The 12,122-nt window shown below is 27.9% G+C and carries 11 protein-coding genes; 2 read left to right on the top strand and 9 right to left on the bottom strand.

Translation table 11 applies throughout. The features are described from left to right. Window positions 1-86: 86 nt before the first annotated feature. Both C4S77_RS07860 and prfA read right to left on the bottom strand, forming a co-directional pair. Entirely contained in the window at window positions 87-959 is an 873-nt protein-coding gene (locus C4S77_RS07860; RefSeq protein WP_105247079.1) for an SH3 domain-containing protein, read from the bottom strand. A 105-nt stretch (window positions 960-1,064) separates the two neighbouring features. Then, the gene (gene prfA, locus C4S77_RS07855) at window positions 1,065-2,144 is read right to left on the bottom strand and encodes a peptide chain release factor 1 (protein ID WP_105247078.1); all 1,080 of its coding nucleotides are present in this window, start codon (window positions 2,142-2,144) and stop codon (window positions 1,065-1,067) included. 272 nt (window positions 2,145-2,416) lie between these two features. Between prfA and C4S77_RS07850 the strand changes: the two genes are divergently transcribed. Continuing rightward, the gene (locus C4S77_RS07850) at window positions 2,417-4,195 is read left to right on the top strand and encodes an LTA synthase family protein (protein WP_260209623.1); all 1,779 of its coding nucleotides are present in this window, start codon (window positions 2,417-2,419) and stop codon (window positions 4,193-4,195) included. 21 nt (window positions 4,196-4,216) lie between these two features. Here C4S77_RS07850 and C4S77_RS07845 read toward each other — a convergent pair whose 3' ends face one another. The 3 genes from C4S77_RS07845 to C4S77_RS07835 are packed head-to-tail and all read right to left on the bottom strand — an operon-like array spanning window position 4,217 to window position 7,355. Next, window positions 4,217-6,070, bottom strand: a complete 1,854-nt coding sequence (locus tag C4S77_RS07845; protein ID WP_105247076.1) for a DUF3413 domain-containing protein — start codon at window positions 6,068-6,070, stop codon at window positions 4,217-4,219. Next, window positions 6,067-6,525 carry a CvpA family protein gene (locus C4S77_RS07840; protein WP_105194108.1) on the bottom strand — a complete coding sequence of 153 codons (459 nt, stop codon included), beginning with the start codon at window positions 6,523-6,525 and terminating at the stop codon, window positions 6,067-6,069. The genes C4S77_RS07845 and C4S77_RS07840 overlap by 4 nt, the downstream gene beginning before the upstream one ends. Continuing rightward, window positions 6,522-7,355 carry a prephenate dehydratase gene (locus C4S77_RS07835; protein WP_105247075.1) on the bottom strand — a complete coding sequence of 278 codons (834 nt, stop codon included), beginning with the start codon at window positions 7,353-7,355 and terminating at the stop codon, window positions 6,522-6,524. The genes C4S77_RS07840 and C4S77_RS07835 overlap by 4 nt, the downstream gene beginning before the upstream one ends. 91 nt (window positions 7,356-7,446) lie before the next feature. Between C4S77_RS07835 and C4S77_RS07830 the strand changes: the two genes are divergently transcribed. Continuing rightward, window positions 7,447-8,148, top strand: a complete 702-nt coding sequence (locus C4S77_RS07830) for an ABC transporter ATP-binding protein (protein ID WP_105247074.1) — start codon at window positions 7,447-7,449, stop codon at window positions 8,146-8,148. Between the two features lie 259 nt (window positions 8,149-8,407). Here C4S77_RS07830 and C4S77_RS07825 read toward each other — a convergent pair whose 3' ends face one another. From C4S77_RS07825 to C4S77_RS07810, 4 genes are all read right to left on the bottom strand, one after another. Further along, window positions 8,408-9,028 carry a hypothetical protein gene (locus C4S77_RS07825; RefSeq protein WP_105247073.1) on the bottom strand — a complete coding sequence of 207 codons (621 nt, stop codon included), beginning with the start codon at window positions 9,026-9,028 and terminating at the stop codon, window positions 8,408-8,410. A gap of 2 nt (window positions 9,029-9,030) precedes the next feature. Continuing rightward, the gene (locus tag C4S77_RS07820; RefSeq protein WP_105247072.1) at window positions 9,031-9,573 is read right to left on the bottom strand and encodes an RNA polymerase sigma factor; all 543 of its coding nucleotides are present in this window, start codon (window positions 9,571-9,573) and stop codon (window positions 9,031-9,033) included. Between the two features lie 384 nt (window positions 9,574-9,957). Then, window positions 9,958-10,791 carry an aldo/keto reductase gene (locus tag C4S77_RS07815; protein WP_105247071.1) on the bottom strand — a complete coding sequence of 278 codons (834 nt, stop codon included), beginning with the start codon at window positions 10,789-10,791 and terminating at the stop codon, window positions 9,958-9,960. Between the two features lie 44 nt (window positions 10,792-10,835). Beyond that, entirely contained in the window at window positions 10,836-12,116 is a 1,281-nt protein-coding gene (locus C4S77_RS07810) for a replication-associated recombination protein A (protein WP_105247070.1), read from the bottom strand. Window positions 12,117-12,122: the final 6 nt, after the last annotated feature.

Raw genomic sequence — 12,122 nt, 5'->3', positions numbered from 1 at the left:
TATAAATTTTTGATTTGAAAAGGTAGTAACCAGTCTTCTTCTATATATTGAACTTTCAATTTTTTCACACTAATGTTTACAAATAATTAAAGACCTTTTTTTATCTTTTTATAATTTTTACCGTTCCATAAAAACTCTTCTTTTTTCCTTTCTACAGACATATCATCGTAACTGGTAAACTCCTGACCTTCTTCAAGCCATCTTGATTCAATTTTTTTTATAATCCTATTGGGTTTACCACCTTTTTCTAAAGGAAATATAAATTTTTCTGAATAATTAAATATTCCAGCATCTCCTACTCCATATCTTGACGGTAAGTCTAGAATTTTATTTCCATTCCATGCAAAATAATAATAATAGCTGGGAATTCCGCAAGCTTCACCCTCAAAGGAAATACGTATGATATTTTTAACATCTTTTAAGCCCAAATTTTCATATACATTTGCTTCAGTATAGCTTTGTTCGGTATCTGTATAAAATATTTTTTTATCAATTAACATATCTTCAACCAGTATTTTTAATTCTACTTTATAAAGATATTGTGTGTGGTGTTCTTCTGTAGGATATTGCTTTTTATTTAGTTTTATAGCATTAATTCCATAAATAAATTTGGTATTTCCCCTTCTCATAGGGTTAAAAGTGAGATTTCCTTCCCAGACGTATCCTTGTTTATTTATACCATCTTTAACATAACTAACAGAAATCCAACACGCCCTAATACCATTTTGAGTATAAACATATTTATTATCAAAAATATTATTAATGATTACTTCCTGTCCTAAAGTTAATTTATCGATTATGGGATAGTTAATTCCCGGACCCTGGCGAACATTTGTTGTATCTGCATATACATATTGTGAGGTATTTTCCTTAATTTGACTATAAATTCCAAAATATTGTTGAGCAGAAATTTTAATTACTATAAATAAAATTAGAATTAAAGAAATATTTTTTTTCAAAGAGTTTATTTTTGTTACGTAAATATCTTAAATATAATTTGAGATTATGAATTAAAAACAGTTATAAGAATTAAAAACAAAATTTTTTATCCATATTTATAGAAATTAATCTTCCTGTCCTTTCAATTTTTCTGCATTTTCTGCTATTTTCACGGCTTCTATCATTTCATCTATATCTCCATTCATAAAGTTATCTAAATTATAGATGGATTTATTAATCCTATGATCGGTTACTCGTCCTTGAGGATAATTATAAGTACGAATTTTTGCCGAACGGTCACCCGTTGAAACCATCGTTTTTCTATGTGCAGAAATTTTATCCAGGTGTTCTTGTAACTTCATATCATATAATTTATTACGAAGCATTTGCAAAGCCATTTCTCTATTAGCATGCTGAGAACGAGCAACCTGACACTGAATCATAATTCCGGTAGGTTTATGGGTGAGCTGTACTTTGGTTTCCACTTTATTAACGTTCTGTCCACCTGCTCCACTAGAGCGAGCTGTTTGAAATTCTAAATCTGCCGGATTAATTTCTACATCTACTTCTTCTGCTTCAGGTAAAACCGCAACGGTTATTGCAGAAGTGTGTACCCTACCTTGAGATTCTGTTTCAGGAACTCTTTGTACCCGATGTACTCCTGATTCAAATTTCATGGTACCATAGGCTCCTTCCCCACTTACATTAACAATCATTTCCTTATAGCCTTTTACACTTCCCTCAGTGGCATCTACAACTTCAAAATTCCAACCTTTTTGTCGCCAATACATAGAATACATTCGAAAAATGTCTTCTACAAAAATTGCAGATTCATCTCCGCCCGTTCCGGCTCTTAACTCAACAGTTATATTTTTATCATCTTCGGGGTCTTTGGGTATTAACATATATTTGATGTTTTCTTCCATTTCGGGTAATTTACCTAAAGCCTCATTTTTTTCTTCTTTTGCCAACTCTACCATATCAGCATCTTCACCTTCTTTTATAATTTCATCGGCATCAGAAACTGTATTGAGTAAAGATTTGTATTCTTGGTATACATCTACTAATTTTCCTAAATCTTTGTATTCTTTATTAAGCTGGGCATATCTTTTTTGATCGGAAATTACATCCGGTTGTATAATTAAATCAGAAACTTCATCAAATCGTTGTTTAATAGCTTCTAATTTTAATACTAAATCTGACATATTAACGGTTTAAAATAAGCGTGTAAATTTACAATTTAAACTTGATATATTGTATAAACTGAAAAACTAAATTATTCCTTATTTTTGTTCAGATAAACTATGATTTTAATATGAACAAATGGAATAATTTCATAAAAGAATTGAGCAACTTAATATTTTTTTGGTTCTTTGGTATTTTGTTTTTTTTTATTTTCAGAATAATTTTTATTATAAGTTTTCACAAAGAACTTGGCAAAAAAGTAGATTTTTCAGATTATTATAATGCGTTTTTTATGGGAATGCGTTTTGATTCTACGGCTGTTTGTTACTTTATCATGATCCCTTTAATTTCTTTATTAATTCTCTCTCCGTTTAACAAATTCAAAATAATACGAATTATCCGAATTATTTTTCAATATTTATTTTTAATCCTTTCTACATTAATCTGTATGGTTTCTTTAAACTATTATAAAGAATATAGGGAACAATTTAGTAATTTTATTTTCTTAGGATTATATGATGATAAAAAAGCTATTTGGAAAACAATTGTAGAATATTATAATCCTGTATTAAATACTCTTTTTACTTTCATTACATGGCTAATAGGTATATGTATTTTTATTTTTTATGAGAAAAAAAATTCTATCTATAAGGTTCTAATTAAAATCAAACCTTTCTATGGCAAGATAAGCCTGATAATTATTTTACTTATTTTATTTATCGGTGGAATCAGAGGTTCTTTTACAGCTGTTCCTGCAATAAGAAAATGGGCCGCCGTAACAAAAAATAATTTTTTAAATAAAACAATTATAAATCCTTACAGATCTCTCAAATATGCATATGAAGATTTTAAGTCTCTGAATCTGCTGAATGGAAAAAATCCTTTCGGTAATGAAAATATCCAAAAAGAATATGGGGGTAAAAATATAGATCAGATTATATATAAAGAAGCTCAGGGTAATACTATTGAAAAACCTAAACAAATTTTTTTGGTAATTATGGAAAGCTATGATGCCTGGCCTTTAATGGATAAATACCGTGCATTCAGATTATCTGATAATCTCTACAACCTAGCGGAAAACGGAATGCATTTTGTTAATTTTCTTCCTTCTTATAATGCTACATTTTATGCTTATGGAACCATTGTATCAGGAATTCCCTACTGTGGAATTAATATAAGTCAATTAGGAACTATTCATGATCCTTATATAAGTTCCATTTTTAAACAATTTAAAAAATTAGGATATAAAACTAATTTGTTTTATGGAGGGTTTCTTTCATGGGAAAATATTGGGGGATTTTCTCAATATCAAGGCTGTGAAAATATTTACTCAGGGGTTGATGCCGGAGGAAAACAAGATTCAGGAGATTGGGGTGTAGAAGATGAAAAATTATTTGACTTAGTTCTTAATCATGTTAATACTGAAGAATATACTTTTAATTTAATTCTGACTTCGAGCTATCATCCTCCTTATGCTATAAATGTTTGGAAAAAAGGGTTTCCTTATAAAACTCCCGAAGATTTTCCTAAAGATATGCAAAAGTATTATGACGGAGGTATGAATATGAAAGAGTTAGGACATTTATGGTATGGAGATTTTGCTATAGGAAAATTCATGGAAAAAGCTAATTTAAAATATAAATCCGGTCTATTTGGCTTTACGGGAGACCACTATGGTAGAAGATTTATAAATCATTCCCCTAATTTGTATGAAAGATCTGCTGTACCTTTTATTTTGTATGGTAAAAATATTCCGAAACAAAAAATAAATATTCCCGGAAGCCATATAGATATTATGCCTACTCTTATAGAAATGATAGCTCCCAAGGGATTTTCCTATTATAGTTTTGGCAGCTCATTGTTAATACCCGGAAAGAAATACGGTATAGGTTTTGAAAAGGTGATTGATAAAGATTCATTATATTATTTTCCTAAAGATGAATTGATTAGTGAAATTAATTTACTGAATTTTAAAGATAAAAAAATTAGTATAAATAAATATTCAGATGATTATAACAAGCTTATGAGATTATCTTGGCAATATACTATGAAAGGAAATTCTTTGAAATAAAACCTAAACTTTTTATTTTTTTTAATTTTTAGAAATGTTATAGAAACGTGTATTTTCTTTCACAGCCTCTTTTACAATATTTAAATCAATTTTACTATCATCCAAAGGATTTAGATTTTTGTCTACTACATCATACATACCTGACGAATAAATATTGATAATCATATTATTTTCTACAATAGCATACTTCTGATTATATCCACATATAAACCAATCTCTATTTCCAGAAATGTATAAATCTTTCCCCTCACTATAATCATTATAGTTATTTTGTACCCCTAATATAGAGCTCATAATAGTGGGAATTATATCATAGTGTAAAGTAAGATATGTGTAACTTGCAGGTTTCTTGGCACTATCATATATAATGAGAGGAGTTGCGATCTGATAATCAGAAAAATTACCTCCATGTTGCCAGTATCCTTTATGGTTATCATTAAATTCCTGTCCATGGTCTCCGGTTATTACCACAAGGGTAGATTCTAATAATCCTTTTTGTTCTAGTTTTTTTAATATTCCTCCTATAAGATTATCTATATAGTTTAAAGAATTTTTATATCTGTTTAAAAAAGGTAATGGGTCAAACGTATCATTTAAGACCAGATAATTAACTTCATTTAAAGTCGGTTTAAATTTTACGGGATAATCCGCGGGATAATCAAAACCATGAGCAGAATCAAAAAATAAAAAACTAAAGAAAGGTTTTTTATTTGATGATTGCATATTAATAAATTTTATCCATTCATTATAAATATCCTTATCCCTTTCCGAGGAGGAATTTCCTTGAGAATCTAGTCTTAAATTTTTAATTCCTGAAAAAACATTTTTATTAAAAGGAGGATTTTCTAATGTTGAGCTGGAAAGTATGGAAAGGTTATAGTTTTGTTTTTTTAGTTCTTCAAAAAATACAGGTGATATTTGTAAACCTGTAAATTGATCGTAATAAGTTGCAGGAATTGCATAAAATAAAGAAAATATGCCACCGGTTGTCATATTAGATCCACTTTTATGATTTTGAAAAACTTGTGATTGTTTAGATAATTGATAAATATTAGGTGTGATTTTTTCTGTCATACAATTAAATCTCCAAGAATCTATTACTATAAAGAGAATATTTTTCTTTTTACTATTTTGTGATTTGATTGGATGTAAAGGATATTTAATTATTGCTTTTGAATAGGATTTGCTTAATAGAGTATTTTTTTCTATTTCATTTTTATCTACTAAGTTTAATTTATGTAAAAGTTTATCCGCCGTTAAAGGAAAAAATACCGGATATATATTTTTCATTTGTGCGATAGATCTGTATCGATTGGCATCTGACCAAGCAAATAATAAATGAGTACACAAAAGACAGAATGTAATAAAACTTAATATGAGTTTTATATGTAAATTTATAATTCGATTAGCTATTTTTTTTGAAATATACAATATAAAAATCTCACAAACTACTAAACCTAATATGAAAATGATAGAAATTAAAATATTAATAGCAGAAAATTGAAAAGTGTCTGTAGCTCTTTTTCCGAAAAGCAATTTAAAAACGATAGGAGATAAATGATATCTGAACTGACTGTATACTAAAATATCTATTTGTAAATAAATAATAATAGCTACAGATAATACACTAAAAATAATTTTACATATAGAAATAGATTTAAATGTATATAAAATAATAAGGCTTACTAAAAATGGTAATATACATATTAGAAAAAAATGCCCTATTAAAGATGCTACCATATAAAAATAAGAGAGAAATCCAGAAATATTTTCTGTATACTTCAGATATTTACATCCTATGTAAAGAATTATTAATAAATTAAATAAAGTTGCTATATAAATTTGCCTAGTAGTTAATTTTAAATTTTTATTCATATTAAATGTTTGAAAACTATATCTTTAAATATTTTTATTGTAACTAATAAATTAGAGGTACTATTATCTTTAGTAATAACCTGAATAGATTCTAAAAAACAATACGGAATCATGATTATTATAAAGTATTTTAAGGCGCCTAAGAGCATTCCGGCTATTTTATTAGTAAAATCTAAACCCATTTTTTTTAATAAATTCTTAATCAATTTTGTTAAAAATAAAACTACGAAAAGAACAATACCTACTGTGAGAATAAAACTTAACCAAAGTGAGGAAGAAGGCGAAAGTATGCCTTTATCTACAAAAAAATCATGAGCTTGAGAAGAAAATAAAATAGCGATTCCTATACCTAATAAAAGTCCTATAAGAGAGGATATTTGTTTTAAGAAACCTTTTATATAACCCATTAAAGCTCCTAAAAAAGTGCCGCCTAATAAAATATATTCATATATCATTTTTCGATTTTATATTCTTTATATTCTCCTAAAACATGTAAAAATCCTGTTTGTGTTTTTATTTCTTCTAAAGCTTCATAATATGTGTCATATCCGCTTTCTTTTGAAACTATATCTACATGAAATGAATATTGGAATACAGAACCACTTAAGGGTACTGATTGTATTTTAGTCATATTCATTTTATATTTAGCCAAGGTATTTAATACTTTGGCCAAACTTCCCATTGTATGATCGGTAGTAAAATACAAGGATGCTTTATTAAAGTTATTTATTTTTTCCGGTGTGGTCGATAGTAAATAAAAACGTGTGTAATTATCTGAAATATCATGAATGTTTTCTTGCAATATTTTTAAATGATACATTTCAGCAGCCAATTTAGACCCTATAGTAGCTATTCCTTTCAATTTTTTTTCATGAATATTACGGGCACATGTAGCAGTATCATCTTTGGCTAATAATTTCCAATCTGGATATTTTTCTAAAAAATTTTCACATTGTAATAAAGCCATAGGATGTGTACGTACTTCAGTAATGGTATCTATTGTTTCTTCCGGCAAAACAAGTAAATGATGCTTTATGGGAAGTACAATTTCACCTATAATATGTAATTTATATTTAGTTATTAAACTATAATTGGGTAAAATTGCTCCGGCTATGGAGTTTTCTATAGCCATCATACCATAATCTGTTTTTTTGCTCACCACATCTGTAACCAAAGATTTGAATGTGGGACTGTCCAAGATTTCTACTTTTTCATTTTGAAAAAATTTCACTACAGCTTCATGATGAAAAGAACCTTTGATTCCCTGAATTGATATTGATTTCATAAATTAATGGTAATAAACCGTATTTATTTTTTGTTTTATTAGTTATATTTACACAAATTTTAATGTAATTACTTTAGATTAAATTTTAAAAATGTCTGTAAAAATACAAAATCTATCTAAACAATATAGGGGGCAAATAGCTTTACAAAATATTTCTCTGGAAATAAAGAGAGGTGAGATCGTTGGATTATTAGGTCCTAATGGTGCTGGTAAAACTACAATGATGCGATCCATTACCGGATCTCTCACTTTTGACAAAGGTAAGATATGGATAAATGATATGGATAATCAGGAAAAACCATTTGAAACCAAATCGATAATTGGCTATCTTCCTGAAAATAATCCTTTATATATGGATATGTATGTAAAGGAATATTTAAGTTTTGTTGCAGATATACATAAAACTAATAAGAACGAAATTTCAAGGATTATTGAAAAAGTGGGCCTTTCTCAGGAACAAAATAAAAAAATCAATCAATTATCCAAAGGATATAAACAACGAGTTGGGCTGGCCCAGGCAATTCTTTTTGATCCTGAAATTTTAATTTTAGATGAGCCTACTAACGGACTGGATCCGAATCAGATTATTGAAATTAGGGATTTAATTCAAGAATTAGGTAAAGAAAAAACTGTAATTCTTTCAACACATATTATGCAAGAGGTGGAAGCTCTTTGCACTCGCGTAATTTTAATGTATAAAGGAACAATTATACAAGATAAAAGTATAGAGGATTTTAAGGGGAAATATTCAAACCTGGAAGAAGCTTTCTTTGAATATACTCATCCTTTATAAGATAGGAAATTTGTTGAGGGCTCTTTAACATTTTACCTTACTAAAATATTCTAACTCTGAAATTTAATTTTTGTGGATCTGTCATTCTTTTAATAAATAGAGCTAACATTTTTGTAATTTTCCTTTCCTTAAGCAAGAGCTATTATATAACACAAAAATAAGTTTTTCAGTATGTTTCTGTATACTATTAACCACAAAGTAGTCAATATTATTAGATTTATTAAAAGTAAATAATATATACATTAATGGATTACAAATTTTAAAAATATTCTTCATCCAAATCAGGAAAATCATCTTCAAAATATAATTTATAAATAATCTCTGATGTCTTTTTTTCTTTATTGGAAATTTTTGTAATATCTTTTCTATTTTGAGTTTTTATAGATTCTTTTGTTTTACTTTTAGTAGAAACAAAAGAACTTTTCTCTTGTTGTTTTTCAGACATTGTATCAGATGGTAAATTATTATACTTTAACTGATTATTATTAGTAACATAAAGTTTATCTTTAAATGTATCAGCCGGAATATTATTTTGTTGAGCTATACTTATTTTTCCCTTATTATTCGCATTAAAAGCATAAAGTCCGATTATCGTTATAGCAATAATAAGAGAGGCTGCCACAGCAGATGCTATATATACTTTTTTTGTAAAAAAAGTAATTATTTTGCTTTTATGTTTTTCATTTTTCTGAATAGTATTTTCTAATATATTTTTCTCTAAATAGGAAAAATAATCTTCTGGAGTAGTAAAAGGTAATATTTTTTTATCCTTTTCTCCTAGTGTCTTTTGCAAAATAGCATCCTCCAACTTATCAAAATAATTATCTGGAGTTATAAAAGGATTTTTATCTATATTGTTAAGCCTTGTTTCTTTGTTCATTTTTATTTTTCAATACTGTTTAAAAGAAATTCTTCAATTTTTTTGGTAGCATGATGATATGAAGATTTCAAAGCACCTACTGATGTATTCAGTATTTCTGATATTTCTTCATATTTTAAATCATCAAAATATTTCATGTTAAAAACAATCCTTTGTTTTTCCGGTAACATAGCTATGGCTTGTTGTAATTTTAATTGAATTTCCTCACCTTCAAAATAGCTGTCGTCTTCTAATTGAGAGGATAACTGAATAGCTAATTCTTCACTATTTACATTCTTTTTTTGAGCTGCACTATTTAAAAAATTAATAGATTCATTTGTTGCGATCTTATAAATCCAGGTTTTCAGTGAAGAATCTCCTTTAAAGAAATCTAAATTTAAAAAGACTTTAATAAATACATTTTGTGTTACATCATCTGCATTGTTATGATCTAATACTATTTTTCTAATATGCCAATATATGGATTTACTGTATTTTTCAACCAAATACTTAAATCCTTTATTTTTATTTTCCTTTATTAAAAATAAAAGTTCTTTATCGTCCATTTTTAGTTATATTTCTTTGACAAGTAAAGAATCTGATAGTTTAATTTTATTTGAAATTTTTTGTAATTATAAATCTGTTTCAAAGTTCGGTTTATTCTATGCTTTTTACTAAAAATAGTAATAAGGAAGCCATACGACAAAATTAATAATATGAAAATATTCGAAAATTTAATTGGAAATCAACTTTTGATATTTTGTTGATTTTAATATATTAAATTTAAAAATTAATGCTTTTAAAATTAAAAAAGAATTTTAATAATTATACTAGAAATAATACTTTATTATAAATAGTACACTGTTAATTAAAAAAATATACCAACAAGGATTAAAAAAAAGAAGTATGAATTTCATACTTCTCTTTTTATGCATATGCATATAAGAAATCTAATTTTCATCCGGATATAATCCGGAAAATCCCATTTTCGGTAATTGAGTAATTATTTTCATATCCTCATCTGAAATATTAAAATCAAAGACTTGTGTATTAGCAATAATTCTTTCTGGCGTTACTGATTTAGGTAAAGGCAAAGTTTTATTTTGCAAGCACCATCTAATACATAATTGAGCGGTAGATTTATTATATTTTTTAGCTATTTCTGTTAATTTAGGATTTTTTAATACACTACCTGATCCCAAAGGACTCCATGCTTCTACTACAATATCGTTTTTATGACAAAACTGAACAATTTCCGGTTGTGTATATCCGGGATGAAACTCTAATTGGTTTACCATAGGTTTAACTTCGGCTTTATCAATTAAAGGCTGTATATGATGTACTAAAAAATTGCTAATTCCAATAGATTTTATTCTACCTTCTTTATACAGTTTTTCAAAAGCTTTCCATGTTTCATGATTAATCTTATCTCCATCTTTACCAACAGCCGGCCAATGCATTAAATAAAGATCTAAATAATCTAAATTTAATTCTTTCATGCTTTTGTCAAAAGCTTTTAAAGTAGAATCATATCCTCGATCGTCATTCCAAAGTTTAGTTGTAATAAATAAATCTTTTCTATTTATTCCACTTTCTTTAATGCCTTGGGCTACACTTTTTTCATTGCCATATTGCGAAGCAGTATCGATATGTCTATACCCGCATTTAATAGCATTTTTTACAGATTCTACTGCAGTTTCATTTGGAGTTTGCCAAGTTCCAAACCCCACACATGGGATTGTTTTACCATTACTTAATCGATAAGTGTCTGTAATTGATTTCATATTGTTTAAGGTTTTATAGATTTTTATTTATAGATTTTTTTACATTAAAATTGATATTTATCTTTCCATAAAGTATTTAAATAATCTTTTAATTTATTTTCTTTGGTATTGTTCCCTGGTATATAGAAATTCTGATGTGAAACTTCGTTCGGTAAAAATTCCTGAAAAATAAAATTGCCCGGAAAATCATGTGAATATTTATAATCCACACCATAATTTAAATCTTTCATTAATTTCGTAGGAGCATTTCTAAGATGTAACGGAACCGGTAAATTTCCGGTTTTTTTCACATAGGATAAGGCATTATTGATAGCCATATATGACGAATTTGATTTAGGAGATGTAGCCAGATATATTGCACACTGACTTAATAGTATTCGCGATTCAGGATTACCAATAACATTTATTGCTTGAAATGTGTTATTTGCAAGAATAAGCGCTGTAGGATTGGCCATACCTATATCCTCTGAAGCTAAAATAAGCAGCCTTCGGGCAATAAACTTAATATCTTCTCCTCCTTCTAACATCCTTGCCAACCAATATACGGCTGCATTAGGGTCTGAACCACGAATAGATTTAATAAAAGCAGAGATAATGTCATAATGTTGCTCTCCTCCTTTATCATATAAAGCCATATTTTCCTGAATCACTTTTTTCACTGCTTCATTGTTTATGACAACAGTTTCTTTATCTTCAAATTGTTGTATAACTAATTCTAATCCGTTCATAAGTTTACGAGCATCTCCTCCTGAATACTGCATAAGAGCTTCTTCTTCCTGCAATTCAATTTTTTTTGAAGATAGTATACTATCTTTAGAAAGTGCCTTATGTAAAAGGTTTGAAAGTGCTTGTTTATCAAGGGAATATAAAGTATACACTTGACAGCGAGAAAGTAATGCAGAAACTACTTCAAAACTGGGGTTTTCGGTAGTCGCACCAATAAGGATAATCCATCCTTTTTCTACCGCTTGCAATAAACTATCTTGCTGAGATTTGTTAAAGCGATGTATTTCATCTATAAATAATATGGGACTTTTCCCTGTAAATAGATTTTGTTTTTTTGCTTGTTCTATTACTTCTCTTACTTCTTTAACCCCAGAACTAATGGCACTTAAAGTAAAATATTCTCTTTTAGATTCTTTGGCTATAATTTCAGCTAAAGTGGTTTTACCTGTTCCTGGAGGTCCCCAAAAAATAATAGAGGCTATATTTCCGTTTTCAACCATACGTCTAATTGGGCCATATTTTCCTATTAAATGTTCTTGATATTGGTAATCTTCTAATGATTGTGGACGCATTCTTTCTGCAAGGGGAGCTAAATTCATATAGTT

The organism is Apibacter adventoris, assembly GCF_002964975.1.
Taxonomy (GTDB): Bacteria; Bacteroidota; Bacteroidia; order Flavobacteriales; family Weeksellaceae; genus Apibacter; species Apibacter adventoris.
This window is presented reverse-complemented; position numbering and strand designations above follow the sequence as displayed.

Excerpts from the sequence above, each read along its gene's own strand:
- prfA (WP_105247078.1), bottom strand. The coding sequence starts at position 2,144 with ATGTCAGATTTAGTATTAAAATTAGAAGCTATTAAACAACGATTTGAT.
- C4S77_RS07850 (WP_260209623.1), top strand. The coding sequence starts at position 2,417 with ATGGGAATGCGTTTTGATTCTACGGCTGTTTGTTACTTTATCATGATC.
- C4S77_RS07845 (WP_105247076.1), bottom strand. The coding sequence starts at position 6,070 with ATGAATAAAAATTTAAAATTAACTACTAGGCAAATTTATATAGCAACT.
- C4S77_RS07840 (WP_105194108.1), bottom strand. The coding sequence starts at position 6,525 with ATGATATATGAATATATTTTATTAGGCGGCACTTTTTTAGGAGCTTTA.
- C4S77_RS07835 (WP_105247075.1), bottom strand. The coding sequence starts at position 7,355 with ATGAAATCAATATCAATTCAGGGAATCAAAGGTTCTTTTCATCATGAA.
- C4S77_RS07830 (WP_105247074.1), top strand. The coding sequence starts at position 7,447 with ATGTCTGTAAAAATACAAAATCTATCTAAACAATATAGGGGGCAAATA.
- C4S77_RS07825 (WP_105247073.1), bottom strand. The coding sequence starts at position 9,028 with ATGAACAAAGAAACAAGGCTTAACAATATAGATAAAAATCCTTTTATA.
- C4S77_RS07820 (WP_105247072.1), bottom strand. The coding sequence starts at position 9,573 with ATGGACGATAAAGAACTTTTATTTTTAATAAAGGAAAATAAAAATAAA.
- C4S77_RS07815 (WP_105247071.1), bottom strand. The coding sequence starts at position 10,791 with ATGAAATCAATTACAGACACTTATCGATTAAGTAATGGTAAAACAATC.
- C4S77_RS07810 (WP_105247070.1), bottom strand. The coding sequence starts at position 12,116 with ATGAATTTAGCTCCCCTTGCAGAAAGAATGCGTCCACAATCATTAGAA.